This is a genomic window from Psychroflexus sp. ALD_RP9, assembly GCF_017311165.1.
Classification (GTDB): Bacteria; Bacteroidota; Bacteroidia; order Flavobacteriales; family Flavobacteriaceae; genus Psychroflexus.
In genome coordinates this window covers 1,039,522-1,065,855 of record NZ_CP062973.1, presented here as the reverse complement: position 1 = coordinate 1,065,855, position 26,334 = coordinate 1,039,522, and the positions used below count along the sequence as shown (strand labels likewise).

The window sequence follows — 26,334 nt, the reverse complement described above, 5'->3', positions numbered from 1 at the left end:
TTGTATGTTAAAAGCTAAAAAAATCTTACTACTGCTGATCATCATTGCGCTGGTTGGTTTTGTAGCGGTTTTTGTTTATCTCAAATTAATCCTCAATCATAGTATCAATTAGCTTAGTTAGCGGTTTTTACTTCATTTTTCCCTCTTTTTAACTAAATTTAAATCTTGTGTTTAATTAAAACAACGATATTTAAATCATGATTAATTATGTAAAAATCGCAACTTTTACCTATGCTTACGAGTATAGTGTAATTCAGCATTTGCTCGAGCAAGAAAACATTAGATATGTATTTCAAAATGAGACAGCTTTAGGTGTAATGCCGTTTTATGCCAATGCACTAGGCGGAATTTTTTTGAAAGTTCATCCTGATGACGTTCTTGAAGCCAAAGAAATTTTAGAACGGTTTAAGTCGATGTCTAATTTAGATATTGTTGATTAATATGAAAGATTTATCAATAGCATACGTGCAAACTGAATTATATTGGGAGCAAGCTGAGCAAAATCGAAATCATTTTGAAGAACTGATAGCAAAACATTCTGCTAAGACTGATATTATTATCTTACCTGAAATGTTTACAACTGGTTTTTCGATGCAAGCTGAAGTCAACGCAGAAGATTTTGAAACACATTTGCGTTGGTTTAACAAAATCACATCAACTTACGAGGTTGCTGTTACAGGTAGTGTGATGTGTAAAGTTGGGCATCAATTTTACAATCGACTTATTTTTATGAAACCGAACGGAGATTATTCAACTTACGATAAGCATCATTTATTTAGTCTTGCTAATGAGCAGAATGTTTATTCAGCTGGACATTCAATTTGTACAGTTAATTATAAAGGCTGGAAAATTTGTCCCTTAATTTGTTATGATTTACGCTTTCCTGTTTGGTCTAGAAACACACAAGCTTATGATGTTTTAATCTATGTTGCCAACTGGCCTGAAAGGCGAATTTTAGCTTGGGATACTTTACTAAAAGCACGTGCTATAGAAAATATGAGTTATTGTATAGGTGTTAATCGCATTGGTAAAGATGGCAATGGTGTTAATTATGTTGGGCATTCGGCTGTCTACGATTTTTTAGGGCAAGTATTAAGCAAACACCATCCAGAGATTGAAACCGTTACACATTTAAAACTGAATTATGAAAGCCAGCAAAAAGCACGTCGAAAGTTTGGTTTTTTAAACGACCGCGATCATTTTACTTTAAATTAATGCGCTGGACGTAATCAAAAAACGCACGAATCTCAAAAGGCTTAGGTTCATAAAGTACAACTTCAGGTTGTTTAGATTCTAAGTAATTTCCAGAATCCCAAACTCCATTTTTATTGCTATCATAAATGAGTCTAAAATAATAAGTTCCAGGACTTATGTATCTAAAATTAAAAGTATTGCTGTTTGTTTTGTATAGAGACTTAATTAGTTTACCATCTTTATCAACCAGTTCACCAATGACAGGAAACTTTGTAATCCCATCAACACTTAACTCTAGATTTCCAAAATCAGCATAAGCACTTGTGCTAACACGGTAGCTAATGCTATCGTTGGTTGCATTATAAAAATCGGTAATTGCTCCAGGAAGCAAGTTAATGTTGTAACTCGTTTTTTCAACTTTTTCAAAATTAAGTTCTAAAGTGTTTTCGTTAGCTTTTAATTGACTTGAAAAATTAACTTTAGTAGAGTCTTGCGATAAAATGCTAATTTTTGAAGTATCAATTGCTGAAATAGGCGTATTGGCTCTTAGCTTTAAAGCTTCAAAAAAACCAATTGTACTAGTGGGCGATTGACTTAAACGCAGAGAATCAAGCTCAATTTTTTTAGGGTTAACTTCTAGGGTATCTATTAATTGCCCTGCATTACTGAATGTGAATAATAAACTATCTTTATTGATATAGGGTTTATACCAATATTGTAAAGTGTCTTTTTCGGGATGTTTTAAAATGCGTGATTGAAAATTTATGCTATCGTCAAGTTTAGAAATTAATTTAATTTCAGGTGATTCGGGTTGACCTTTGTATCCAAACTCTAATTGTAAGCGAGAAACTTGTTTTGGTCTGTTAACTTCAACCGGAGTAAAGTCTTTAAAAACAATTAAATCGTAAGTTTTTTGGGTCGGAATTCGAATTGTATCAGTTAAAAATCCAATCTTATCTGTATCAGATTCAAAAGTATAATTAGCGTTTTTATCTTTAATCGCGAAGAGTTTATAGCTTCCTGCTTTAATGTTTTCTATTGTAAAGGCTGAAGTTGAATCGGTATAAGCGATATAAGTTGGTGGTGATTGAAACACTGTTGAGTCTGAGTAAGTGCTGTCTAGTTTGTATAATACAACTGAAATATTTTCGTCTGGTAGACGCTGTTTGGCGTCAAATACGCGACCTTTAAGTTTTAATGAGTCTAAAATTGGGCCAGTTGAAAATACATACTTAAAATAAGGAAAAACATTGGCTTCATTATAGTCTTGAATGCTTGTGCCAAAATTGATGGTGTAAGTTGTATTGTCAAGTAAGGAATCTCTAGGCATTTCAATTTTAAATTCTTTACTTGGTGAGCTTGAAGGTGTAATTACAGGCTTGTCTGCCAAAGGTGGAGAAATAATAATTTGCTGTCTTGGGTTATTTAACTTAACAAACTCATCAAATTTAATAATAATGTTCTCATCTTTATAATTTACGCTGTAGTTGTTAGGCTTAGAGCTTACAAATTGAGGTGGTTCTTCGTCTTTCGGTCCGCCGTCAGGTCTTCCACGTTGGGCGCATGACCAAAGGGAAAGAAATATCAAAAAGCTAAAAATGGTGGTGATAATCGGTTTCACAACGTAAATTTTTACAAAGAAACAATAATTATTTAAGACTTATCTATTCAATGCAATGGTAGCAAGGCTTAATTTGAAATTAGATATTGGCTTTAGAGCTAAGTAGCAGGACTCTATAGTAGAGCCAGTCGTCACTAAATCATCAACTAACAAGATATGTTTATCTTTTAAAGCCGTTGTCGAGCTGATATAAAAACTGTTTTCAATCATTTCAGTTCTTGCTAAGCGATTTTTAAAAACTTGTGTTTTACTGTTAGAACGTCTCAACAATACGTCATCGATATAATCTGCGTTAAGATGCTTTGCAATAGTTTGTCCAAAACCTTCAACTTGATTGTAACCTCTTTTTCGAAGTCTTTTGGGATGAAGCGGAACTGGAATTACAGCATCAACCGATTGAAAATGCTTGCTGTCTTTTAGTAATTCGCCCATCCAATTTCCAAAAAATTCACTTAACTGCGACTGATTTCGATATTTTAAATTGTGAATGGCTTCCTGTGAAGCACCATGTTTTTGGAAATAAAACAAACATCGGGCTTGCTCAAAGTTAACACGTCCATAAAGTAAACTTTCAAAGGCAGGTTGTTGTAGTTCAACAGGATATTGTGCAATGTTATGAAGGCAATGTGTACACAAAAAAGATTCTCGTGGGTGCAAAATGTGTGTGCATGCCCCACAGATTGTGGGGAACAAAAAGTTAACTAAACTATTTAGCACGTAATAAAATTAATTAAAAAACTAATGTAATGCAAACTATTTTTTATCTTTTAATTACATGCTTTAGGTTTTTGTTTTAAGACTGAATCGATAATTAAAATGGTCTTTTTTAATTAATAATTAAGGCGGTATGCCGCTATTTTATATTTTTGTGGCATGGCAAAAGAACAAGATAAATTCAAACAAGTTATTTCGCATGCAAAAGAATATGGTTACATATTTTCTTCAAGCGAAATTTACGATGGCCTTAGTGCAGTTTACGATTATGGCCAAAATGGTGTTGAGCTTAAAAACAACATCAAAAATTATTGGTGGAAAAGCATGGTGCAAATGCACGAAGAAATTGTAGGTTTAGATGCTGCCATTTTAATGCATCCTAAAACTTGGACAGCTTCTGGTCATGTTAATGCTTTTAATGATCCGTTAATTGATAATAAAGATTCTAAAAAGCGCTACAGGGCTGATGTTTTAGTTGAAGACTATGTTGAAAAATTAGAACAAAAAGCACAAAAAGAAATCACTAAAGCTAAAAAGCGTTTTGGTGATAAATTTGATGAAGCAGAGTTTGTAAGTACGCATCCTCGTGTAGTTAAATACCGCCAGCAGTCACAAGAAATACTTCAGCGTTTAGGGAAATCACTTAACGAAGAGAACTTAGCTGATGTAAAAGCTTTAATTGAAGAACTCGAGATTGCCTGCCCAATGAGTGGCTCTAGAAACTGGACCGATGTAAAGCAGTTTAATTTAATGTTTGGAACTAAATTAGGTGCTTCAGCAGAATCGGCTTCAGATTTGTATTTACGGCCAGAAACAGCGCAAGGTATTTTTGTGAATTTTGCCAATGTTCAAAAAACCGGCCGAATGAAAATTCCGTTCGGAATAGCCCAAATTGGTAAAGCGTTTAGAAACGAAATTGTGGCACGTCAATTTATTTTCCGTCAACGTGAATTTGAGCAAATGGAAATGCAATACTTTGTTAAGCCTGGCGATGAACTTAAATGGTTTGAGCATTGGAAAGAGATCAGAACCAAATGGCACAATTCATTAGGCTTAGGAGATGATAACTACCGTTTTCATGATCACGAAAAATTAGCCCATTACGCAAATGCTGCTACTGATATCGAATTTAAATTTCCATTTGGTTTTAAAGAACTAGAAGGAATTCACTCAAGAACCGATTTCGATTTAAAAGCTCATGAAAACTTATCAGGAAAAAAACTTCAATTTTATGATCCTGAAATGAAAGAAAGCTATGTGCCTTATGTTATTGAAACCTCTATTGGCCTTGATAGAATGTTCTTAGCAGTTTTTTCAAGTGCGCTTCAAGATGAAGATTTAGGAGATGGTAATTCTAGAACTGTATTGAAGTTGCCAGCTATACTAGCACCCGTTAAAGCAGCAGTTTTGCCATTGTTAAAACGAGATGGCTTACCAGAAATTGCACGTAAAATTGTAGATGAGCTAAAATGGGACTTTAATATCGATTATGATGAGAAAGATGCCGTTGGCCGTCGTTATCGTCGACAAGATGCAGCTGGAACTCCGTTTTGTATCACAGTTGACCACGACACCAAAGAAGATGGTTCTGTAACAATACGGCATCGCGATAGTATGAAACAAGAACGTGTAAAAATTGAAGATTTAAGCTCAATTATTGCAAAATCAGTCGATTTTAAAACTTGGCTAGGTCAGTCATAATTTAAAAGCAATTGAATAGCTGAAGCTATAAAGGCATTTTCATATTAAACTGAAAATTTGAACCTTTAAAATCTTTAATTTACAGTAAATAGTTAATGGTTAACTTTAATCATCAACTTCAGCACATATATGTTTTATTGTTAAATGAATATTTTTCAAATTGCTTTTTTTCAATAGCATTTGTATGTAAAAGGTACTACTGTGAGTACATTTATTTTTTTTAACATCATAATAACATATCAAATGTAACAATTGTAACTTTTATCAGTCTTACTATTGCAAGCTAAAATTAAACCTATGATTGAAATTAAAGATTTACACAAGTCATATAAAGTTGGTAAAAACGCATTACATGTTTTAAAAGGGATTAATTTTAGCGTTAAAGAAGGCGAGTTGGTCTCAATTATGGGATCTTCAGGCTCAGGAAAATCAACTTTACTGAATATTTTAGGCATACTTGACGAAGCCGATGAAGGTACTTACCATCTAGATGGTGTACCGATTAAAAATTTAAATGAACGTATTGCTGCCAATTACCGTAATAAATTTTTAGGTTTTATATTTCAATCGTTTAACTTGATCAATTATAAATCAGCTTTAGATAATGTAGCATTGCCACTATATTATCAAGGTATTTCTCGTGGTGAACGTAATGATCGCGCAATGAGTTATCTTGAAAAAGTTGGTCTTGCTGAATGGGCAACACATAAACCTAATGAACTTTCTGGTGGTCAAAAACAACGTGTGGCTATTGCTCGCGCTTTAGCAAGTCACCCAAAAGTATTATTGGCAGATGAATTAACAGGTGCACTTGACACTAAAACTTCTTATGAAATAATGGATTTAGTCCAGAAAATTAATGATGAAGGTAAAACTATTTTAGTGGTCACACACGAAGAAGATATTGCCCAAATGACTAAACGCATAGTTCATTTAAAAGATGGAGTAATTATTAATGACGAAAAAGTTGAACAAGTAAGAGCAATCGAAAATGTTTAGTTTAGAACGTTGGCAAGAGGTTTTTGAAACCATCAGTAAAAATAAACTCCGTACTTTTTTAACCGGTGTATCAGTTGCTTCAGGAATTTTTATTTTAATTATTTTACTTGGCGTAAGCGTTGGAATGCAAAACGGAATCGAAGAACAATTTGAACGTGATGCTTCTAATATCATCAACATTTATCCTGGTGAAACCTCATTAGAGTATAAAGGTTTAAATCCCGGTCGAAGAATTCAGTTTACCAATGAAGATTACGAACTTGCTTTAAGTAACAAAGAAGAAGTTGAACGTAAATCTTCGCTTTACCGAATATGGAATGGTTTAGTCTCGTATAAAAAAGAATTTGGTAGTTATCGTGTTGAAGGTGTATTACCAGACTATCAATTTCTAGAAAATGCATCAATAATTGAAGGAAGATTTATTAACCAATCTGATTTAGAAAATTACGAAAAACATATTGTTATAGGAAATCGCGTTAAAAAGGACTTATTTAAAGACGCATCACCCATAGGCGAATACATATCACTTTCAGGTTTAAACTTTAAAGTAGTTGGCGTATTTACAGATCCTGGTGGCGATCGTGAAGAAGCACGTGTTTATATTCCTTTGCGAACTGCACAAGTGGTTTACGGTGCAGGAAACAATATCCGTTCAATGGGTTTTACTTTACCTAAAGTTGATGATTATGAGCAAGCTCTAGCTGAATCAAAAGAGTTTACAGCTAAAATTGAACGCCAATTAAAAGCAAAATTGTTAGTAAACCCACTTGATACGAGTGGTATATTTATTAGCAACAATATTGAAAACACAAAAGAGATATACCAGCTTATTTCGGCCATGCAAATCTTTTTTTGGTTTGTTGGCATCGCTACATTATTAGCAGGAATTATAGGTGTAAGTAATATCATGCTAATTATAGTTAAAGAACGAACTAAAGAAATCGGAATTAGGAAAGCGCTTGGCGCAAAGCCAATGTCTATCGTAGGTATGGTTCTTCATGAATCTGTTTTTGTAACAGCTTTTTCAGGAATTGTAGGCTTAATTTTAGCTTTAGCCTTGCTTGAGTTTATTGGCCCTATGGTCGATTTAGATTTTATGGTTAATCCATCAGTTAATTTCAATATTGCCTTAACAACCGTTGTAATATTGATTGTTGCTGGTGCTATAGCTGGATTTTTTCCAGCTTGGCGAGGAGCTAGAATTAAACCAATTGAGGCATTAAGAGACGAATAATATGTTTAATAGAGATAAATGGAATGAAGTAATTGAGTCACTGTCATCTAACTTATTTAGAACAGTGCTTACCGCTTTTGGAGTATTTTGGGGAATTTTTATACTCGTTATATTATTAGCGGCTGGTAATGGTCTTGAGAATGGCGTTAAAAATATTTTCTCAGGTATATCCTCAAACTCGATGTTTATGTGGTCACAAACAGCTTCTAAGCCCTATAAAGGTTTACCTAAAGGAAGACGCTATAATTTTGACCTGGATGATGTAACGTCAATCAAACAAAAAGTTAATGGCTTAAAATACGTATCACCAAGAAACCAACTAGGTGGTTTTGGAGGTGATAATAATGTTGTTCGTGGTTTAAAAAATGGAGCATTTAATGTTTATGGCGATTATCCAGACATTCAAAATCAAGAGCCTATGAAAATACTTCAAGGCCGTTTCATTAACCAGAATGATATTGAAAATAAACGAAAGGTTGCAGTTATAGGCGAAGGTGTTTTAAGTGAACTTTATGAAATCGACGAAAACCCTTTAGGGACCTATGTTAAAATTCAAGGCGTTAATTTTATGGTCATAGGTGTCTACAAAAAGCGAGGATTTGGTGGTGGAAATGCCGAGGAAGACCAAAAACAAATTTACACACCATTTACAGCTTTTTCTCAAGCCTTCAATTATGGTGAAAGAGTTGGCTGGATGGCTATTACAGCAAAAGACAGCTATTCGGTTACCAATCTTAAAGAACAAATTTTCGATGTTATTAAAACCAATCATAAAATTCATCCTGAAGACGACCGCGCCATAGGGAATTTCGATTTATATGAACAATTTTCTAAAATTCAAGGCTTATTTATAGCTCTTAATGCGGTTGCCTATTTTGTGGGAATTTTAATATTACTTTCAGGTGTTATAGGTATAAGCAATATTATGCTAATTGTAGTAAAAGAACGTACTAATGAAATTGGCGTTCGCCGAGCACTTGGGGCAACTCCTTGGAATATTAGAGGCCAAGTCCTTTTTGAGTCTGTATTCTTAACTCTCATTGCTGGAATGGCTGGTATTGCCTTTGCAACAGGAATTTTAGTTATCATAAATTTTGTACTACCTGAAGGTGGCGATATACCATTTGCAAACCCAAGTGTTAACTTACCAACCGTAATTATTGCTTTGGTAATACTAATTATTGCAGGATTACTAGCAGGATTTATTCCAGCACAAAATGCCATTAAAATAAAACCTGTTGACGCTTTACGAACTGAATAAAAACCAAAAGACCTAATAATAAATAAAATGAAAAAAGTAGTTACCATTATTGTTCTAATAATCATTGTTGCGCTTTTTGGCGGATCATTGTATTATTTATATCAAAAAAATCAAGAGAGCCCAGAAGTTTTTAAAACAGAACAACCAACTAATGAAACCATTATTAGGAAAACCGTTGCTACTGGAACTTTAACGCCTCGTGAAGAAGTAGATGTAAAACCAAACATATCAGGAATTGTAGATCAATTAATGGTTAAGCCTGGTGATACTGTAAAAGTTGGCGATTTAATTGCGCAGCTTAAAGTTGTTCCTAGTATTAATAACTTAAATTCAGCTAAAAATCAATTACGTCAAGCTCAAATAAATTTAGAAAATCAGGAAAAAATTTATAAGCGCCAAAAAGAATTGTTTGATAAAAGCGTTATTTCTGCCAACGATTATGACCTAGCTAAAAATAGTTATGACAACGCTAAGCTTGAGGTAACTTTTGCTCAGGAAAACTTAGAAATTATTAAAACTGGTACTAGTAAGGATGCCGGAAATGCTGCAACCACAGAGATTAAAGCACGTATTACAGGTATGATACTTGATGTTCCTGTTGAAGTTGGAGACCAAGTTATTGAAGCTAATAACTTTAATGAAGGTACTACTATTGCGACTATCGCTAAAGTAGACGATATGATTTTTGAAGGGAAAGTAGACGAATCTGAGGTTGGAAAAATTGAAGAAGACCTTCCGTTAGAAATAAAAGTTGGTGCTATCGAAAACACTACATTTGATGCTGTTTTAGACTATATCGCACCACAAGGTGTCGAAGAAAATGGTGCCGTTCAATTTGAAATTGAAGGAAGCTTAAAAGATACTCAAGGCATTTTTATACGTGCTGGCTTAAGTGCTAATGCATCAATAATTCTTGAAAAAGCAGAAAACGTACTTGCTATAAAAGAAGCATTAGTACAATTCGACAAGGAAACTAAAGCACCTTTTGTTGAGGTTGAAGTTGGAGATCAAAAATTCGAACGTCGTGACATTGAACTAGGATTAAGTGACGGTATTAATGTTCAAGTATTATCTGGTATTGATAAAGATGACAACATAAAAGTCTGGAACAAGGTTCAAGAACCAATGGCCCAAAACCCTAGAAGAAGATAAAAAATTTGAAACTTAAGTTTATGAAACTAATATATAGTCTTGCTTTTGTGTTAGGCTCTAGCTTATTAAGTACACAAGCATTTGCCCAAGAACAACCTGAAGAGTGGACGCTAGAAGCCTGTATTGCCTACGCTATAGAAAATAATATTTCAGTAAAGCAATCTGAACTTGACCTTGAAAATGCTGATATCAGTAAACGTGAAGCCATTGGTAATTATCTACCTTCATTAAACGGAAATATCAACAATTCATGGAATTCAGGATTAACCCAAAATGTTACAACAGGTGTTTTAGAAAATCAAGTCACACGAAACTTTTCTTTAAGTACCACAGCAGGAATTACAATTTTTGATGGTCTGCGTAACTTAAAGCAATTACAGCGCGCAAAACTTGAACGCCTTTCTGCTCAGTATGCCTTAAACCAAATGAAAGACAACATTTCACTTAATGTGGCCAATGCTTATCTTCAAATATTAGTCAGTAAACAACAATTAGAAGTTTTATTAGAGCAAAATCTTGTAACGCAACTTCAAATTGATCAAATTAAAAAACAAGTTGAAGCAGGAACTTTACCAGAAGGCGATCTGTATGAAATTGAAGCCACTAATGCAAATGAACAACAACAAATTCAAATCGCTAAGAATGATGTTAGAATTTCAAAAATAAATTTAGCTCAACTTTTATTACTTGAAAATTATCAAAACTTCAATATTGCAGATAATGATTATGAAATACCAGTGACTGATATTCTTTCTAAAACTCCTGAAACAATTATTGCTGAAGCTGAAAAAGAACGTTACGAGGTTAAATTAGCTGAACAAAATTTAGCACTCGCCGATAAAGATGTTGAAATTGCAAAAACTCAACTTTACCCAACATTATCAGGTTTTTTAAACTATAACACAAGAGAGTCAGATCGTCGTAGAACTGTTTCTGCGGGTATAGACCCTAATAATCCTACCCAACAAATCGGTGTTGTAGAAGGTACCAATCAAGCTGTTGTAGCACCAAACTTTGCTGTAGAAAGTATTGGGCCTCGTGACTTTATTGATCAACTTTGGAGAAATGATGGGTTGTCATATGGTCTTCAACTAAGTATTCCTATTTTTAATGGCCTTCAAACTAGAAATACTATTGAGCGTCGAAAAGTTAATGCAAAACGTGCTGAATTTCAGTTAGAACAAGCTAAATTAGACCTAGAGTCTAATGTATATCAAGCTTATGTTGATGCTCAAGGTGCTGCAAAAACTTATGAGGCTGCTCAAAAAGCTGTCGATGCGCAACGCATTGCTTATAATTATGCTAAAGAACGCTATGATGTTGGTGTATCTAACGCTTTTGATTTAAGTCAATCTAAGTTTAGACTCACTAATGCAGAAAATAACCTAATTAACGCTAAATACGATTTTATTTTTAGATTAAAAGTATTAGAGTTATACTTCGGTATTAGAGTAGTTGATTATAATTAAGCAATTTTGAGTTATATACTTTGCATAGAAACGGCAACCACTAATTGTTCGGTAAGCCTAGGCTTTCAAGACAAGTTATTAGAGGTAAAGGAGTTGAATAGCAAAAGCTATTCTCACGCAGAACAATTACACCCATTTATACATAGCTTGATTGCCAAACATAATATTACAATCTCAAATTTGTCTGCAGTTGCTGTAAGTGAAGGTCCTGGCTCTTACACAGGTTTACGCATTGGTGTTTCAGCTGCAAAAGGAATAGCTTACGCTGCTGAAATTCCATTAATTGCCACTTCAACTTTGCAAAGTTTAGCTTTGCAAGTTAAGCCAAGCTCTGATTCAGACTTGATTATACCAATGCTAGATGCACGCCGAATGGAAGTTTATACACAAAGCTTTACATCTACTTATAAGGCAATTACTTCAGTAGAAGCAAAAATTCTTGACCCTAGTTCATTTTTAAATGAAGCTAATAAGCATCATATTCATTTTATAGGTGATGGTGTAGAAAAATTTATTAAAATGTCTGCTCTAGATAATAAGGTAACTTTTTTAACGCAAAAACTTCCGTCGGCAAGAGAACAATTTCTACTAGCAAGACAGAAGTTTTTAGCAAAAAAATTTGAAGATACGGCTTACTTTGAGCCTTATTATCTAAAAGATTTCATTCCCGGATAAATTAAATTGAATTGTAATAAGCAATCACTCGTCTTAATTGATTTTCAACTTCCTTATCTGATCCTCTAAATTTAAAATTATTTTCTTTAATGTAATCCTTAACCATATCTTGTTTCTCACCAAAGAAAGAGTCAAGGATTCGGCGTTTGTGAGCTTCTATTTTAATAAAGCTTCGGCCACCATCTTTACTAATATAATAATCAAATTTTGTTTCAAGTTTTGCTGGCTCGTCAGTATCGTATGTACTAGTTGCATTTTTTGGCGGCGTGTATAGTTGGTGATAATTTTTTAGTAATAATGCTTCTTGGCCTTCTTCACTTAAAATAGCCATATAACCGTTATCTGAACCGCCTTTAAATATAGTACTGCTGTTAAATAATTGAAATACTTCACCGTCAATAACATACTTGTATTGGTTAAACCTATCAAGAGATTTTACATCTTCACTTGAAATATTTTCTTTAATTTCAATTTGACCTTTATAAATATTATATCTTAAAAAGGCATCAAAGCTCTGGTTTTTCTCAGTGTCTATAACTTTTCCTTTAACAAATTCATCTTTTAAGTAAGGTGAACCATCTACATTGTCTAAGTTAATGCTACCATATCTTGTATTGATATTATTGTAAACATTAATATCTTGTAATCTTTGTGGATCAAAGTTACTTGTAATTTGCGATTGAGCATTAAGTACCATAGACATAGTTATAACTACAGTAATAATGTTAATTTTTAAATTCATTTTCATAGCTTATTCATTTTTGTTCATATTATATAAATGCACATCACGTTGAGGGAACGGAAATGATATGCCTGCGTCTTCTAATTCAACCTTTAACTTTTCTATAAAATCAAAGTGTAGCCCCCAGAAATCTTCATTTTTAGCCCAATAACGTACTGATAAATCAACAGAATTATCGCCAAGTCCACCAACAAAAACAACAGGTGCAGGATCTTTTAAAGTTCTATCGTCATTATTGAGGATATTAAGTAAAACTTCTCTAGCTTTTTTAATATCACTATCATACGAAATACCTACTGTTACAACATCTCTTCTTGATGATTCATGGCTGTAATTAGTCACCTTGTTATTAGATAATTGTCCATTAGGAATCACAATACGTTGATTATTTACAGTTGTTAAGTATGTATAGAATATAGATATATCAGAAACTGTGCCAGATTCTCCTTGTGCATCTATAAAATCACCTACTTTAAAGGGTTTGAGTATAATGATTAAAACACCGCCAGCAAAATTAGATAGTGAACCTTGTAATGCTAAGCCTATCGCTAAACCGGCTGCTGCTAAAATAGCAGCAAATGAAGTAGTCTCTACGCCGAGTTTAGAGATAACAAAAATAAAGAGTAATATTTTTAAAACAACACCTAAAATGCTTAATGCAAAACCTCTAACGCCTGGATCTACCTCACGTTTTTCCATTATTTTCTTTATTCTTCCCATGACTAGCTTTATAAGCCACAAGCCAAGAATTAAAATAACTAATGCACCAATAATGCTTGGTAAATAACCAATTAAAGTGTCTAAGCCATGCTTAGCTAAACTTGTTAAATTTTCAACTGAATTGTTCATAAGTGTTGGTTGTTAATATTATTTTTAATAATTAGTTTAATAAATAAAATTATGAAATAATCATTCCATTGCCAAAATTATTTTCGATGTTCACAAAACTGAGGTCACCTTTAGTGTCTGTAGCCATTAAAATCATGCCTTCACTTAATGTTCCGCGAAGTTTAATAGGTTTTAAGTTTACTATAACTGAAACTTTTTTGCCTACGATATCTTCAGGTTTAAAGTGTTCGGCTATACCGGAAACGATAGTTCGTTGGTCTAATCCTGTGTCTACTTTTAGCTTAAGTAGCTTTTTAGCTTTTGGCATTTTTTCAGCAGCTAAGATAGTAGCTGTTCTAATGTCTAATTTAGAAAAATCGTCAAAACTAACTTCTTCTTTTTGTGGCTCAACTACTGAGTTATCATGTAGATTGTCTTGTTTAGTTTGTTTTAATTTATCTAGTTGGCGTTGGATGGTATCGTCTTCAATTTTTGTAAATAATAATTCAGCTGAATTGATTTGATGTTTAGGCGGAATTAATTCATCTAAGTTTGAAATAAGACTCCAACTTAGTTCATTTTCAAGTGTATTTAGACTCAACATACTTTTTAACTTCTTTGAAGTAAATGGTAAAAACGGTTCAGAAATAATACTTAAACCAGCAGCTATTTGAATTGCCACATACATAATGCTTCGTGTTCGCTCAGGATTGGTTTTCTGAAGTTTCCAAGGTTCTTCATCAGCCAGATATTTATTGCCAAGTCGGGCAATGTTCATCATTTTGGCTTGTGCTTCTCTAAATCGATAAAGCTCTATTGACTGAGAAATATCTTCAGTTGATTCTTTCAGTGTCTTTAATGTATCTAAATCTACTTTTGTTAATTCTTCTTTTTCAGGAATTAAGCCTTGATAATATTTATTGGTTAAAACAACAACACGATTAATAAAATTCCCAAAAATTCCGACTAATTCACTGTTATTACGCGTTTGAAAGTCTTTCCATGTAAAGTCATTATCTTTTGTTTCGGGTGCATTTGCTGTTAAAGTATATCGCAATACGTCTTGCTGGTTAGGAAAATCATCAAGGTATTCATGAAGCCAAACTGCCCAGTTTTTTGAGGTTGATAGCTTTTGGCCTTCTAGATTTAAAAATTCGTTAGATGGTACATTATCAGGCAAAATGTAGTCGCCATGAGCTTTTAGCATTACAGGAAATATAATACAGTGAAATACAATATTATCTTTACCTATAAAATGAACAAGTTTAGTATCTTGATCTTTCCAATAAGGTTCCCATTCTTTTTGCTCACGTTTTGCCCATTCTTTTGTAGATGAAATATAACCTATCGGTGCATCAAACCAAACGTAAAGCACTTTGCCTTCAGCATTTTTAACAGGAACAGGAATACCCCAATCTAAATCTCGGGTAACGGCTCTAGGTCTTAAACCATCTTCAATCCAGGATTTACATTGACCATATACATTAGGTTTCCAGTCGTTTTTATGCTCATTTAAAATCCACTGCTTTAACCAATTGCTATATTGATCTAATGGTAAAAACCAGTGTTTGGTTTCTTTTAAACTTGGTGTATTACCAGTGATAGCTGATTTAGGTTGAATTAAGTCAGTGGCGTTTAAGGAGCTTCCGCATTTTTCACATTGATCACCATAAGCTTCTTCATTTCCGCATTTTGGACAAGTACCAGTAACAAATCGATCGGCTAAAAATTGTTTAGCTTCAGCATCATAGAGTTGTTCCGTTGTTTCTTCAATAAACTTATCGTTTTCATAAAGTGTTTTAAAAAACTCTGAGGCTGTTTCATGATGAACTTCAGCTGAGGTTCTCGAATAGTTGTCAAATTGAATTCCGAAGTCCTCAAATGATTGTTTGATGATTGCATTGTAACGATCTACCACTTGCTGCGGTGTAATACCTTCTTTTTTAGCTTTTATTGTAATAGGAACGCCATGCTCATCGCTACCGCAAACAAAGACCACATCTTTTTGGTTTAATTTAAGGTAACGTGTGTAAATATCGGCAGGAATATAAACACCAGCTAAATGGCCAATATGTATTGGGCCATTGGTATAAGGTAAAGCTGCTGTAATGGTATAACGTTTTGGGTTCTTCATGATTATTTATCCGTTTACTAATAGCGCAAAGGTAATTAAACATGATTACATAAAATATAAGGAATAATGTATAAATTCACATAGATTAAATCATTAGTTTTGTGAGGTTAAGTATTAAAATATGAAATCCTTTTTAAAGACACTTATTTTAATTTTTATCCTAATGATTAATTTAAAAGTTTCTTCTCAAACTAATCATAAGGATCAGCAAATTAGTCTTGTTAGTCTTGAAAAATCTATTAACGGATTTCAAACAGGTTTTTTAGGGGTTTGGTTTTATAACGAAAGCCGATTATCAACGGTATTTGCTTTACGAACTCAGTTGGGATTCGATTTTAGGTTTGAAGGAGTTGGTCAGTTTGAATCAGCTGGACCTAACGACGATTTTTACGGGATTTTACATTTAAGCTTATCTCCAAGATGGTACTATAATTTAAATAATCGATTTAACAAAGCGAAAAGCGTTAAACGAAACAGTGGAAACTTTATAGAATTGTTTGTGGTTAGTAATTTTGAAAACTTATCATTTACTGATAATGAAAGAATTAGCAGTTTAGACCAAATTAAATTTATACCAAAATGGGGTATAAGACGTACAATTGGTAAACATTTTGTCTATGAAGCCGGAATAGGCTTTGGTTATGAGTACTATCTTAATGAAACTTCAAGATCTGTTGGTATTTTTGGCTCAGGTTCAAAAGGGAATTTTTCAGCTGACATTCATTTAAGAATAGGTTTAGATTTGTAAGATTTCTCTATTTTAGTAAATCAAATTAAACCATGTTAAAACCACCACAACTACATAAAGGCGATAAAGTGGCTATTATAGCTACTGCCCGAAAAGTAACCTTAGCAGATTTACAGCCGGCAATACAGTTGCTAGAATCTTGGGGATTTCAACCGGTAATAGGCACAAGTATCGGTTTAAAGCAAAACCAGTTTGCTGGAAGTGATCAAGCACGTGCAGCCGATTTACAAGCACAAATCAATAATCCCGAAATAAAAGCAATTTGGTGCGCTAAAGGTGGTTATGGTAGTGTTCGTATTTTAGATTTAGTCGATTTTTCTTCACTGTTAACTCAGCCTAAATGGCTTATTGGTTATAGTGATGTCACTGCTTTACACGCGCATTTAAATCGATTGGGCGTCATGAGTGTGCATGGCCAAATGGCTGTTGGTGTAGATCAAAAATCAGCCGAAAGTATACTAAGCTTAGAACAACTTTTAAAAGGCAAAGAGCTAACCTATACATTTAAACCGAGTCACTTCAACCGAAAAGGTCAAGCAACCGGGAAACTGATCGGTGGTAATTTATCAGTTATTTATTCTTTATGTGGCAGTAATTCTGCGCTAATTTCAGAAAATTCCATTTTGTTTTTAGAAGATTTAGATGAATATCTATACCACATAGACCGAATGATGCAAAACTTAAAACGCAATGGCTACTTGAACCAACTAAGCGCTTTAATAATTGGTGGAATGACTGAAATGAATGATAACGAAATACCATTTGGTCAAACTGCTGAAGAAATTATTTCTGAAGCGGTAGCTGAATTTAATTTTCCGGTGTGTTTTAATTTTCCTTCTGGTCATATCATAAATAATCAGGCCTTTATTCATGGCCATCAAGTTTCGGTTGAAGTGACCGATCAAGTAAGTAAAATTAGTTATCTATAATGGCAGCACATAATGATTTAGGTAAAGAAGGCGAAAAAGAAGCTGTAGAATTATTACTTAACAAAGGCTATGATATTTTAGAAACGAATTATACTTTTCAAAAAGCCGAAATAGATATTATTGCCAAAACCACTTCAGAATTGGTAGTTGTAGAAGTAAAAACCCGAAGCACTCCAGATTTTGGTGACCCTCAAGATTTTGTAAAACCTGCACAAATCAAAAGACTCGTTAATGCAATAGACCATTACATTCAACAAAACGATATTGACTTAGAAGTGCGATTTGATATTATTGCCATTATTAAAAATAGATCAGGTAAACGCATTGAGCATCTAGAAGATGCGTTTTACTTTTTTTAGCATAACTTAAACACTTGTACTGCCTTGCATTTCATAACTTTAAACAAAAAATGAAATCTAAAGGTATTTTTTTATTAGCTCTTTCAACTTTAATTTTAATTACAGTTACCATCTTTGCAAGTATGAATTTGGCGTTTTCATGGGTGTTTTATTTAACCTTAATCGGTCAGGTAGTGTTAATATTTGCTGTTTATCATGTATTGACTGATAATTATACCACCGAAAAAGTGTTTAGTGATTGGTACGAAGACAGGCCAGATTTGTCTAAATAAAAAAGCTGTCTAAATCTAGACAGCTTTTGTGGAGAATATCGGAGTCGAACCGATGACCTCTACGCTGCCAGCGTAGCGCTCTAGCCAGCTGAGCTAATCCCCCAAATTAATTAATGACAAATATAAGTTTATTGATTAAAAGTTAGGATTAATTTTAATAAAAAATTGATAGCTTTAAATTCAGCTATACTAATTACTTTAATCATTTTCATACTTTAAAATTTTTGGGCCAAGCTCAATAACCTAATATTAAGATTTAAATGCTAAATTTTAGCTTAATCTCAAATAAAGCTACCATTTAAAATGTGAGAATTTTTCATTTTATTTACTTTTACGTTCAAATTCAATTAAATGGAAGATTTTTGGTTATACTTTAAGTTAGGCTTTAATCATGTTTTAGATGTTACAGCCTATGATCACGTTTTGTTTATTGCTGTTTTAGTAGCAGCCTATTCCTTAAAACAATGGAAACGGATCATTGCCCTAGTTAGCTTATTTACCGTTGGTCACTGTTTGTCTTTAGCCTTAGCTGCTTTTGATATTTTAGATTTTGATAAAGCAATAATTGAATTCCTAATTCCTTTGAGTATTGTATTTACGGCAATCTTTAATTTATTTACAGCAGGCAAAGATGCTGGTAGTACAAAATCAGCCGTTTTATATATCGTCACCTTGTTTTTTGGTCTCGTACATGGCTTTGGGTTTTCAACCTATTTTAATATGTTATCTGAAGGTGCGTCTGATATAGCTTTAATGCTTCTTGAGTTTGCCTTGGGTATAGAAGCGTCTCAGCTAGTTGTAGTGCTAGTTATTTTAATATTATCTGCTATTTTTCAAACACTTTTGCGCTTTTCAAAACGCGATTGGGTGTTAATCATATCATCGATTGTATTAGGACTTAGTCTACCTTTACTATTCGAAAATTGGATTTTTTAATTGATTTTTTATGACCGATGCCAAACAGCATAAATTCGATAAAGCTTATTTAAGAATAGCTCGCGAATGGGGTAAGTTATCGCATTGTGAAAGGAAAAAAGTGGGTGCAATTATCGTGAAAGAGCGCATGATTATTTCAGACGGTTATAATGGTACACCTACTGGTTTTGAAAATTACTGCGAAGATGATGAAGGTTACACCAAATGGTATGTTTTACATGCTGAAGCTAATGCCATATTAAAAGTAGCAGGATCAACACAATCTTGTCGAGGTGCCACCCTTTACATTACCTTATCCCCATGCAAAGAATGCAGTAAATTAATTCATCAAGCTGGTATTACTCGTGTAGTCTATCAAAATGCTTATAAAGATAACGCAGGTCTTAATTTTTTAAAAAAAGCAGGCGTAGATATTAAACATGTCGCTAATTTAGAAGAATCGATATAAAAGCATATAATTAATGAATAATTCAACTAAAATTTACTTACCTATAATTGTGGCATTAGCTGTTGTAAGTGGTATGTATCTTGGTCAATGGTTGAATTACCCAGAAAAAGCTGCATCTACTTCGGCTAATCAGAAGTTTTCACGTTTTATTAATTATATTGATCAATCTTATGTTGATGAGGTAAACACAGACAGCCTTGTAGAAGTTAGTCTTCAATCAATTTTAAAACAATTAGATCCGCACTCAACTTATATTTCAAGCCTAAATTACGATCAAGTTCAAGCTGAAATGCGAGGTGATTTTGTAGGTATTGGTATTAGTTTTTTTACCGTAAACGATACAATTGCGGTTATCAATACCATTCCTAATGGGCCAAGCGATCTAGCCGGCATTTTGCCAGGAGACAGAATTATTTCAGCTAATAATAAAAACTTAATTACCACGACAACAGATTCTATCTTTAGTATTTTAAAAGGTAAACCTAATACACCGGTTAAATTAAAAGTAAAAAGAGCCAATCAAAAACGTTTGTTAGATTTTAGTTTGCTGAGAAAACGTGTACCTCTAAAAAGCGTTGATGCGGGCTTTATGCTTAACGACAGTTTAGGCTACATTAAACTTAATCGCTTTTCAGAAACAACTTATAGTGAATTTAAAGCTAAACTCAATCAGCTTCAGCCCAAAAACCCTAAAGGAATTATTATAGACTTACGTAATAATGGCGGCGGTTATATGAAAGAAGCAACCGATATTTTAGATGAATTTCTTAGTGATGAAACTTTGATGGTATTTACAAAAAATAAAGAGGGTCAGGTTAACAAACGTTATGCAACCTCTTATGGCGAATTTGAAGATACAGATGTTTATGTGCTAATTAATGAAAAAACAGCTTCTGCTAGTGAAGTAATTGCTGGAGCAATTCAAGACAACGATCGCGGTTTAATCATTGGTCGTCGATCTTTTGGTAAAGGTTTGGTGCAACGCGAGATGAAGCTTGGTGATGGTAGCGCCGTAAGATTAACTGTAGCACGTTATTATACGCCAACTGGTCGTTCAATACAAAGACCTTATGACGCGGGCACAGAAGATTATTATGACGATTACCAAAATCGCTATGTCAATGGTGAAATGAAGTTTAAAGATAGCATTAGTGTTAATAAAAAACTTCAATATAAAACCCCAAAAGGTAAAATTGTTTATGGTGGCGGAGGAATTATCCCTGACGTTTTTGTGCCAATAAAAGACACTCAAATTGAAAAAGACATCAAATTTATGTTTGAAGGTGGTGTTATGTCTCGTTTTATGTTTAATCAGTTAGACCAACATCGTGACTATTATAATGCCTTATCAGAAAGCGAGTTTTTGTCAAGTGATTTAATTACCTATAAAATGATTGAAGACTTCGAAAATTATTTAGGCGACTTTAGTATGAGTTATGATTTTGATAGCAGCATAAACAAACTAAAAATCTACCTCAAAGCAAGCATGGCCCAGCAATTATTCGATGATAATTTAGCGAACCAAATAATTGTTCATCACGATTTAATGATAAAAAGACTCCTGCAATTAAAGTCTAATTAGAGCCTTCTTCGTATTTCTCTTTTAAACTCTGCGACAGACGTAAAATTATCAACAAAATAATAGCGGCTAAAGCTATAAACGAGGCAATTACAGAGTCAAAGCTATGACCTGTTAAAGGTGATGCGTAATCTATAATAACTAAGTTATAGATTAAAAAGCCTAAAGCGAAAACCAATAAAAAACGAATAAAAAACTTCATAAATATTAAAATAAATCTTGAATATTTGCAGCAAATAATTTAACCGCAATAGCTAACAAAATTACACCAAATATTTTACGAATTACGCTAATTCCTTGTTGACCTAGTAATTTTTCAATTTTTTTAGATGATTTTAAGACGATATAAACAATAATCACGTTTAAAATAATAGCAACAATAATGTTTGGCGTTGCAAATTCAGATTTTAAAGACAAAATTGAAGTCATTGTACCAGCACCTGCCACTAAAGGAAATGCTAATGGCACAATGGCAGCTGTCTCAGGTGCATCATCTTTATAAAGTTGCACACCTAAAATCATTTCAATTGCCAAAAAGAATATAATAAACGCACCTGCAACCGCAAAAGAGTTAACATCGATGCCGATTAAGCTCAAAATAGTTTCACCGATAAATAAAAATAAAACCATGAGTATAGCAGCAACAACAGAGGCTTTTTCGCTCTGAATATGCCCTACTTTTTTACGTAAATCAACAATAATAGGAATACTTCCAATAATATCGATAACAGCAAATAAAATCATTCCTGCCGTGAAAATTTCTTTAAAATCAAATACTTCTAACATTCCAAAAATTTTTGCAAAAGTAATTCGACAAATTTGAATTAGCATCAACTTAAACGCCCTTTTTCTTTTAATAAATGGTTAAATTTGTGGCATGATTCAAATTGGAAAAACACTTATTTCAGAAGCTATTATCGATACAGAGTTTACCTGCAACTTATCAGCTTGTAAAGGTGAATGTTGTGTGGCTGGTGATGCTGGCGCTCCTTTAGAAGAAAAAGAACTTGAAATTTTAGAGGACATTTATCCAAAAGTAAAACCTTACCTGCGTGAAGAAGGAATTGCCTCTATCGAAGCCCAAGGTAAGTATGTAATGTCAGACTTCGACGAACCTGAAACACCATTAGTTAATGGTGCTGAATGTGCTTATGTAACCTTCTCAAAAGATGGTATGGCTTTATGCGGTATAGAAAAAGCTTACCGTGATGGTAAAATAGACTTTAAAAAACCAGTATCTTGTGAGCTCTATCCTATAAGAGTTCAAAAATTATCTGAACTTGAAGCCGTTAATTATGATAAGTGGTCAATTTGTGATGCAGCTTGTAGTTTAGGCCAAGAATTAGAAGTTCCTGTTTATAAATTTACCAAAAATGCACTAATCAGAAAATTTGGCCAAGACTGGTATGAAGCCCTAGAAAAAGTTGTCACTAAGCTCGAAAATGAATAGCTGTTATTTTAATCTATTTGTCTACTTTTTAAGCTTAAATACTTCAACAAATATTAAATTTTTAACCTGACAATTTCAAATAGCTTGAATACACTAAGCTTTTCAGATTGTTAATAACTTTGTTGATAACCTCTGCTCAAATCATAGCAAAAAAGCAAACTTATTTTTGATATTTGTTAGCACACTTTTTCAAAAAAACAAACATCAAAATCACTTAGTTATGGCGCAGATTGAACCTATTTTAGAAGAGAATGAAAACAGATTTGTACTATTTCCTATTAAACATCATGATATTTGGGAATGGTATAAAAAATGTGAAGCAAGCTTTTGGACAGCTGAAGAAATAGATCTCCACCAAGATATTAGCGATTGGAAAAATAAATTAAACAAAGACGAGCAATACTTTATCAAACACATCTTAGCCTTCTTTGCTGCTTCAGATGGTATTGTTAATGAAAATCTTGCCGAAAATTTTGTTAATGAAGTTCAATATACAGAAGCTAAATTTTTCTACGGCTTTCAAATTATGATGGAAAATATCCATTCTGAAACTTACTCCTTGTTAATTGATACTTATGTAGATGATGATGCCGAAAAAGATCAATTATTTAAAGCAATTGAAAATTTCCCAGCCATAAAGAAAAAAGCAGATTGGGCTTTAAAATGGATTGAATCAGACTCGTTTGCCGAGCGTTTAATTGCTTTTGCCGCAGTTGAAGGTATTTTCTTTTCAGGGGCATTTTGTTCTATATTCTGGCTTAAAAAACGTGGCTTAATGCCAGGACTTACTTTTTCTAACGAATTAATTTCGCGTGATGAAGGTGTACATTGTGATTTTGCTGTGCATTTACATAACCACCATTTAGTTAATCAGGTGCCAAAAGAACGGATTAGAGAAATTATTGTAGACGCACTTAATATTGAACGCGAGTTTATAACGGAGTCTCTACCGGTTAGCCTTATTGGCATGAATGCTAATTTAATGACACAATACCTAGAGTTTGTTACAGACCGCCTTTTAGTAGAACTTGGTTGTGAAAAAGAATACGGAACTTCAAACCCGTTTGACTTTATGGACATGATTTCACTTCAAGGTAAAACCAACTTTTTTGAAAAACGTGTTGGCGAATATCAAAAAGCCGGTGTAATGTCTAAAAACAAAGAAGAAGATAATAAAATTAGCTTTGATGCTGATTTCTAAACATAGAGTTGAATCATTTTAACTCAATAAAAACACAAAACGCATGTATGTAATTAAAAGAAACGGACAAAAAGAACCGGTAATGTTCGATAAAATTACCGCAAGAATTAGAAAATTATGCTACGGCCTTAATCCTTTAGTTGAACCAACTAAAGTTGCTATGCGTGTTATTGAAGGTTTGTACGATGGCGTAACCACAAGCGAACTCGATAATTTAGCAGCTGAGGTTGCTGCAACTATGACAGTCTCACACCCAGATTATGCGCATCTTGCAGCTAGAATTTCTGTATCTAACCTTCATAAAAATACCAAGAAGACCTTCAGTGAGGTCATGACAGATTTATACGAATATGTTAACCCACGTACAGGAAAAAAAGCACCATTATTAGCCGATGACGTTTTTGAAATTATTCAAGCGAATAAAGATTTTTTCGACTCTAGAATTATTTATAGCCGTGATTTTAATTACGATTACTTCGGATTTAAAACACTTGAACGCTCTTATTTATTGAAGCTAGACGGTAAAATAGCAGAGCGTCCACAACATATGTTAATGCGTGTGTCTATAGGTATTCATAAAGAAGACTTAGAGGCAGCGGTTGAAACTTATGAGTTGATGTCTAAAAAGTACTTTACGCATGCAACACCAACCTTATTTAATTCAGGAACCCCAAAACCACAAATGTCATCTTGCTTCTTATTAACCACTAAAGAAGATAGCATAGACGGTATTTATGATACCTTAAAACAAACTGCTAAAATTTCACAATCTGCTGGAGGTATTGGTTTGTCTATACATAATATACGTGCAACAGGCTCTTACATTGCAGGAACCAACGGAACTTCTAATGGAATTGTACCAATGTTACGCGTTTTTAACGACACAGCGCGCTACGTAGACCAAGGTGGTGGTAAACGTAAAGGATCATTTGCGATCTATTTAGAGCCTTGGCACGCCGATATTTTTAGCTTTTTAGATTTGAAAAAAAATCACGGTGCCGAAGAAATGAGAGCTCGTGATTTGTTTTATGCTATGTGGATTCCTGACTTATTCATGAAGCGTGTTGAAGAAAATGGCGAATGGACGCTCATGTGCCCGAATGAATGCCCTAACTTATTTAACATGCACAGCGAAGAGTTTGAAGAAACTTATTTAAAGTATGAAGCCGAAGGTCGAGGCAGACGTACTATAAGAGCTCGTGAACTTTGGGAAAAAATACTAGAATCTCAAATAGAAACAGGAACACCTTACATGCTTTATAAGGATGCAGCCAATCGTAAGTCTAATCAAAAAAACCTTGGTACAATCCGTTCATCAAACTTGTGTACCGAAATTTTAGAATATACGAGTCCCGATGAAGTTGCTGTGTGTAATTTGGCATCTATCGCACTACCAATGTTTGTGAAAAATGGCGAATTTGACCATAATGAATTGTACAAAATCACCAAACGCGTGATTAAAAACTTGAATAAAGTCATTGATCGTAATTATTACCCTGTAAAAGAAGCTGAAAACTCTAATATGCGGCACAGACCTGTTGGTTTAGGTGTGCAAGGTTTAGCCGATGCATTTATTCAATTAAGATTACCATTTACTTCAGACGAAGCGAAACAACTCAATCAAGAAATCTTTGAGACGCTATATTTCGGTGCGGTTGAAGCTTCTATGGAGCTAGCCAAAGAAGAAGGTCCATATTCAACTTACGAAGGTTCACCTATAAGCAAAGGTGAATTTCAATACAACCTTTGGGGCTTAAAAGATGCTGACTTAAGCGGTCGTTGGGATTGGGCAAAACTCAGAGAAAAAGTTCAAGAAAATGGGGTACGTAATTCTTTATTACTAGCACCAATGCCTACAGCATCGACTTCTCAAATTTTAGGAAATAATGAAGCTTTTGAACCTTATACCTCAAATATTTATACCAGACGTGTGCTTTCAGGTGAGTTTATTGTGGTCAACAAGCACCTTTTAAAAGATTTAGTGGCAAGAGATTTATGGAATGATGATGTGAAAGATGCCATTATGCGTGCCAATGGTTCAGTTCAAGGAATAGACATTATTCCAGACGATATTAAAGAACTCTATAAAACCGTTTGGGAACTATCTATGAAAGATATTATAGACATGTCGCGCCAACGCGGTTACTTTATAGACCAGTCGCAATCGCTTAACTTATTTATGGAAGGTGCCACGATGGCCAAATTAACCTCAATGCATTTTTACGCCTGGAAAAGTGGCCTAAAAACAGGCATGTACTACCTCAGAACCAAATCGGCGGTAGATGCTATTAAATTTACACTTAAAAACGATAAGAAAAAGGATGACCGGCCAAGTGAAGCGGCAGCAAAAGCGGCACAAAAGTTTGCAGCCCAAAAGCAAGAAACTAAGCTCGCAACAGATGATACCTCTTTATCTCCAGATGAACTTAAAGCTTTAATTCAGCAATCAAAAGAGTCTGAAGGAGACGATTGTTTAATGTGCGGTTCATAATGTAAGCATAAAATCAATTTTAAATAAAAAGCTCGCTAATTGGCGGGCTTTTTTGTTTTAAGATAAAACCTAATGTACACTATTAATATTTATAAATATGAGATACCTAATTTCTTAAAAAAGTCTTAACAAAACACCAAAAACATAACCTTATCGAGTAAATCAGGTGTTTTTAACCTAAAAAGTACGGATTATGC

Annotated in this window: 26 protein-coding genes and 1 tRNA gene; 19 read left to right on the top strand and 8 right to left on the bottom strand. The window is 33.7% G+C overall.

All coding sequences use genetic code 11. The features are described from left to right. Window positions 1–197: 197 nt before the first annotated feature. Both IMZ30_RS05050 and IMZ30_RS05045 read left to right on the top strand, forming a co-directional pair. Entirely contained in the window at window positions 198–440 is a 243-nt protein-coding gene (locus IMZ30_RS05050) for a putative signal transducing protein (RefSeq protein WP_207039444.1), read from the top strand. Between the two features lies 1 nt (window position 441). Beyond that, window positions 442–1,215: an amidohydrolase gene (locus tag IMZ30_RS05045; RefSeq protein WP_207039443.1), complete on the top strand. Its 774-nt coding sequence runs from the start codon at window positions 442–444 to the stop codon at window positions 1,213–1,215. On the opposite strand, the gene IMZ30_RS05040 is transcribed toward IMZ30_RS05045, so the two are convergent. Both IMZ30_RS05040 and IMZ30_RS05035 read right to left on the bottom strand, forming a co-directional pair. After that, window positions 1,202–2,815, bottom strand: a complete 1,614-nt coding sequence (locus IMZ30_RS05040; protein WP_207039442.1) for an Ig-like domain-containing domain — start codon at window positions 2,813–2,815, stop codon at window positions 1,202–1,204. The genes IMZ30_RS05045 and IMZ30_RS05040 overlap by 14 nt on opposite strands. Window positions 2,816–2,854: 39 nt before the next feature. Then, the gene (locus tag IMZ30_RS05035; protein WP_242529704.1) at window positions 2,855–3,451 is read right to left on the bottom strand and encodes a ComF family protein; all 597 of its coding nucleotides are present in this window, start codon (window positions 3,449–3,451) and stop codon (window positions 2,855–2,857) included. Window positions 3,452–3,688: 237 nt separating this feature from the next. On the opposite strand from IMZ30_RS05035, the gene IMZ30_RS05030 reads away from it, so the two are divergent. The 7 genes from IMZ30_RS05030 (at window position 3,689) to tsaB (ending at window position 12,020) form a co-directional block, all read left to right on the top strand. Further along, on the top strand, window positions 3,689–5,230 hold the full coding sequence (locus IMZ30_RS05030; RefSeq protein ID WP_207039440.1) for a glycine--tRNA ligase: 1,542 nt from the start codon (window positions 3,689–3,691) through the stop codon (window positions 5,228–5,230). A gap of 297 nt (window positions 5,231–5,527) precedes the next feature. Beyond that, on the top strand, window positions 5,528–6,229 hold the full coding sequence (locus tag IMZ30_RS05025) for an ABC transporter ATP-binding protein (protein ID WP_073192719.1): 702 nt from the start codon (window positions 5,528–5,530) through the stop codon (window positions 6,227–6,229). Next, complete coding sequence (locus IMZ30_RS05020; RefSeq protein WP_207039439.1) at window positions 6,222–7,463, top strand: ABC transporter permease; 1,242 nt, start codon at window positions 6,222–6,224, stop codon at window positions 7,461–7,463. The genes IMZ30_RS05025 and IMZ30_RS05020 overlap by 8 nt, the downstream gene beginning before the upstream one ends. A 1-nt stretch (window position 7,464) precedes the next feature. Further along, window positions 7,465–8,724 carry an ABC transporter permease gene (locus IMZ30_RS05015; protein WP_207039438.1) on the top strand — a complete coding sequence of 420 codons (1,260 nt, stop codon included), beginning with the start codon at window positions 7,465–7,467 and terminating at the stop codon, window positions 8,722–8,724. Window positions 8,725–8,751: 27 nt separating this feature from the next. Further along, entirely contained in the window at window positions 8,752–9,876 is a 1,125-nt protein-coding gene (locus tag IMZ30_RS05010; RefSeq protein ID WP_207039437.1) for an efflux RND transporter periplasmic adaptor subunit, read from the top strand. Between the two features lie 20 nt (window positions 9,877–9,896). Next, window positions 9,897–11,345: a TolC family protein gene (locus tag IMZ30_RS05005; protein WP_207039436.1), complete on the top strand. Its 1,449-nt coding sequence runs from the start codon at window positions 9,897–9,899 to the stop codon at window positions 11,343–11,345. Between the two features lie 6 nt (window positions 11,346–11,351). Continuing rightward, complete coding sequence (gene tsaB, locus IMZ30_RS05000) at window positions 11,352–12,020, top strand: tRNA (adenosine(37)-N6)-threonylcarbamoyltransferase complex dimerization subunit type 1 TsaB (protein WP_207039435.1); 669 nt, start codon at window positions 11,352–11,354, stop codon at window positions 12,018–12,020. Window position 12,021: 1 nt separating this feature from the next. On the opposite strand, the gene IMZ30_RS04995 is transcribed toward tsaB, so the two are convergent. Genes IMZ30_RS04995 through metG form a run of 3 tightly spaced genes read right to left on the bottom strand, consistent with a single transcriptional unit; the run spans window position 12,022 to window position 15,724 of the window. After that, window positions 12,022–12,762 carry a hypothetical protein gene (locus IMZ30_RS04995; protein WP_207039434.1) on the bottom strand — a complete coding sequence of 247 codons (741 nt, stop codon included), beginning with the start codon at window positions 12,760–12,762 and terminating at the stop codon, window positions 12,022–12,024. A gap of 9 nt (window positions 12,763–12,771) precedes the next feature. Then, window positions 12,772–13,611, bottom strand: coding sequence for a mechanosensitive ion channel family protein (locus tag IMZ30_RS04990; protein WP_207039433.1), 840 nt, complete (start codon window positions 13,609–13,611; stop codon window positions 12,772–12,774). Between the two features lie 49 nt (window positions 13,612–13,660). Further along, window positions 13,661–15,724, bottom strand: coding sequence for a methionine--tRNA ligase (gene metG, locus IMZ30_RS04985; protein ID WP_207039432.1), 2,064 nt, complete (start codon window positions 15,722–15,724; stop codon window positions 13,661–13,663). Between the two features lie 163 nt (window positions 15,725–15,887). Between metG and IMZ30_RS04980 the strand changes: the two genes are divergently transcribed. Genes IMZ30_RS04980 through IMZ30_RS04965 form a run of 4 tightly spaced genes read left to right on the top strand, consistent with a single transcriptional unit; the run spans window position 15,888 to window position 18,032 of the window. Beyond that, window positions 15,888–16,472, top strand: coding sequence for a hypothetical protein (locus IMZ30_RS04980; RefSeq protein ID WP_207039431.1), 585 nt, complete (start codon window positions 15,888–15,890; stop codon window positions 16,470–16,472). Between the two features lie 32 nt (window positions 16,473–16,504). Beyond that, window positions 16,505–17,401, top strand: coding sequence for an LD-carboxypeptidase (locus tag IMZ30_RS04975; protein ID WP_207039430.1), 897 nt, complete (start codon window positions 16,505–16,507; stop codon window positions 17,399–17,401). Further along, window positions 17,401–17,760 carry a YraN family protein gene (locus tag IMZ30_RS04970; protein ID WP_207039429.1) on the top strand — a complete coding sequence of 120 codons (360 nt, stop codon included), beginning with the start codon at window positions 17,401–17,403 and terminating at the stop codon, window positions 17,758–17,760. The genes IMZ30_RS04975 and IMZ30_RS04970 overlap by 1 nt, the downstream gene beginning before the upstream one ends. Window positions 17,761–17,810: 50 nt before the next feature. Further along, window positions 17,811–18,032, top strand: a complete 222-nt coding sequence (locus IMZ30_RS04965) for a hypothetical protein (protein WP_207039428.1) — start codon at window positions 17,811–17,813, stop codon at window positions 18,030–18,032. Between the two features lie 29 nt (window positions 18,033–18,061). Here the strand turns inward: IMZ30_RS04965 and IMZ30_RS04960 are convergent. Beyond that, a tRNA-Ala gene (locus IMZ30_RS04960) sits at window positions 18,062–18,135 on the bottom strand. Window positions 18,136–18,383: 248 nt separating this feature from the next. Here IMZ30_RS04960 and IMZ30_RS04955 point away from each other — a divergent pair. From IMZ30_RS04955 to IMZ30_RS04945, 3 genes are read left to right on the top strand one after another with little or no spacing between them, the layout of a single operon-like run. Continuing rightward, on the top strand, window positions 18,384–18,968 hold the full coding sequence (locus tag IMZ30_RS04955) for a HupE/UreJ family protein (protein WP_207039427.1): 585 nt from the start codon (window positions 18,384–18,386) through the stop codon (window positions 18,966–18,968). A 10-nt stretch (window positions 18,969–18,978) separates the two neighbouring features. Beyond that, entirely contained in the window at window positions 18,979–19,416 is a 438-nt protein-coding gene (locus IMZ30_RS04950) for a deoxycytidylate deaminase (protein ID WP_207039426.1), read from the top strand. Window positions 19,417–19,429: 13 nt separating this feature from the next. Further along, the gene (locus tag IMZ30_RS04945; RefSeq protein WP_207039425.1) at window positions 19,430–20,998 is read left to right on the top strand and encodes a S41 family peptidase; all 1,569 of its coding nucleotides are present in this window, start codon (window positions 19,430–19,432) and stop codon (window positions 20,996–20,998) included. Here IMZ30_RS04945 and IMZ30_RS04940 read toward each other — a convergent pair. Then, window positions 20,991–21,197 carry a hypothetical protein gene (locus IMZ30_RS04940; RefSeq protein WP_207039424.1) on the bottom strand — a complete coding sequence of 69 codons (207 nt, stop codon included), beginning with the start codon at window positions 21,195–21,197 and terminating at the stop codon, window positions 20,991–20,993. The two genes, IMZ30_RS04945 and IMZ30_RS04940, sit on opposite strands and share 8 nt — an antisense overlap. 5 nt (window positions 21,198–21,202) lie before the next feature. Further along, the gene (locus IMZ30_RS04935; protein ID WP_207039423.1) at window positions 21,203–21,781 is read right to left on the bottom strand and encodes a MarC family protein; all 579 of its coding nucleotides are present in this window, start codon (window positions 21,779–21,781) and stop codon (window positions 21,203–21,205) included. A gap of 91 nt (window positions 21,782–21,872) precedes the next feature. On the opposite strand from IMZ30_RS04935, the gene IMZ30_RS04930 reads away from it, so the two are divergent. From IMZ30_RS04930 to IMZ30_RS04920, 3 genes are all read left to right on the top strand, one after another. Continuing rightward, on the top strand, window positions 21,873–22,445 hold the full coding sequence (locus IMZ30_RS04930; protein WP_207039422.1) for a DUF3109 family protein: 573 nt from the start codon (window positions 21,873–21,875) through the stop codon (window positions 22,443–22,445). 220 nt (window positions 22,446–22,665) lie between these two features. After that, on the top strand, window positions 22,666–23,646 hold the full coding sequence (locus IMZ30_RS04925; RefSeq protein WP_207039421.1) for a ribonucleotide-diphosphate reductase subunit beta: 981 nt from the start codon (window positions 22,666–22,668) through the stop codon (window positions 23,644–23,646). A gap of 43 nt (window positions 23,647–23,689) precedes the next feature. Further along, entirely contained in the window at window positions 23,690–26,137 is a 2,448-nt protein-coding gene (locus tag IMZ30_RS04920; RefSeq protein ID WP_207039420.1) for a ribonucleoside-diphosphate reductase subunit alpha, read from the top strand. Window positions 26,138–26,334 lie beyond the last annotated feature (197 nt).

Excerpts from the sequence above, each read along its gene's own strand:
- IMZ30_RS04925 (WP_207039421.1), top strand. The coding sequence starts at position 22,666 with ATGGCGCAGATTGAACCTATTTTAGAAGAGAATGAAAACAGATTTGTA.
- IMZ30_RS04945 (WP_207039425.1), top strand. The coding sequence starts at position 19,430 with ATGAATAATTCAACTAAAATTTACTTACCTATAATTGTGGCATTAGCT.
- IMZ30_RS04965 (WP_207039428.1), top strand. The coding sequence starts at position 17,811 with ATGAAATCTAAAGGTATTTTTTTATTAGCTCTTTCAACTTTAATTTTA.
- IMZ30_RS05005 (WP_207039436.1), top strand. The coding sequence starts at position 9,897 with ATGAAACTAATATATAGTCTTGCTTTTGTGTTAGGCTCTAGCTTATTA.
- metG (WP_207039432.1), bottom strand. The coding sequence starts at position 15,724 with ATGAAGAACCCAAAACGTTATACCATTACAGCAGCTTTACCTTATACC.
- IMZ30_RS04970 (WP_207039429.1), top strand. The coding sequence starts at position 17,401 with ATGGCAGCACATAATGATTTAGGTAAAGAAGGCGAAAAAGAAGCTGTA.
- IMZ30_RS05025 (WP_073192719.1), top strand. The coding sequence starts at position 5,528 with ATGATTGAAATTAAAGATTTACACAAGTCATATAAAGTTGGTAAAAAC.
- IMZ30_RS04930 (WP_207039422.1), top strand. The coding sequence starts at position 21,873 with ATGATTCAAATTGGAAAAACACTTATTTCAGAAGCTATTATCGATACA.
- IMZ30_RS05030 (WP_207039440.1), top strand. The coding sequence starts at position 3,689 with ATGGCAAAAGAACAAGATAAATTCAAACAAGTTATTTCGCATGCAAAA.
- IMZ30_RS05045 (WP_207039443.1), top strand. The coding sequence starts at position 442 with ATGAAAGATTTATCAATAGCATACGTGCAAACTGAATTATATTGGGAG.
- IMZ30_RS04955 (WP_207039427.1), top strand. The coding sequence starts at position 18,384 with ATGGAAGATTTTTGGTTATACTTTAAGTTAGGCTTTAATCATGTTTTA.
- IMZ30_RS04980 (WP_207039431.1), top strand. The coding sequence starts at position 15,888 with ATGATTAATTTAAAAGTTTCTTCTCAAACTAATCATAAGGATCAGCAA.
- IMZ30_RS04940 (WP_207039424.1), bottom strand. The coding sequence starts at position 21,197 with ATGAAGTTTTTTATTCGTTTTTTATTGGTTTTCGCTTTAGGCTTTTTA.
- IMZ30_RS04920 (WP_207039420.1), top strand. The coding sequence starts at position 23,690 with ATGTATGTAATTAAAAGAAACGGACAAAAAGAACCGGTAATGTTCGAT.
- IMZ30_RS05015 (WP_207039438.1), top strand. The coding sequence starts at position 7,465 with ATGTTTAATAGAGATAAATGGAATGAAGTAATTGAGTCACTGTCATCT.
- IMZ30_RS04995 (WP_207039434.1), bottom strand. The coding sequence starts at position 12,762 with ATGAATTTAAAAATTAACATTATTACTGTAGTTATAACTATGTCTATG.
- IMZ30_RS05020 (WP_207039439.1), top strand. The coding sequence starts at position 6,222 with ATGTTTAGTTTAGAACGTTGGCAAGAGGTTTTTGAAACCATCAGTAAA.
- IMZ30_RS04950 (WP_207039426.1), top strand. The coding sequence starts at position 18,979 with ATGACCGATGCCAAACAGCATAAATTCGATAAAGCTTATTTAAGAATA.
- IMZ30_RS05010 (WP_207039437.1), top strand. The coding sequence starts at position 8,752 with ATGAAAAAAGTAGTTACCATTATTGTTCTAATAATCATTGTTGCGCTT.
- IMZ30_RS05050 (WP_207039444.1), top strand. The coding sequence starts at position 198 with ATGATTAATTATGTAAAAATCGCAACTTTTACCTATGCTTACGAGTAT.
- IMZ30_RS04935 (WP_207039423.1), bottom strand. The coding sequence starts at position 21,781 with ATGTTAGAAGTATTTGATTTTAAAGAAATTTTCACGGCAGGAATGATT.
- IMZ30_RS04975 (WP_207039430.1), top strand. The coding sequence starts at position 16,505 with ATGTTAAAACCACCACAACTACATAAAGGCGATAAAGTGGCTATTATA.
- IMZ30_RS04990 (WP_207039433.1), bottom strand. The coding sequence starts at position 13,611 with ATGAACAATTCAGTTGAAAATTTAACAAGTTTAGCTAAGCATGGCTTA.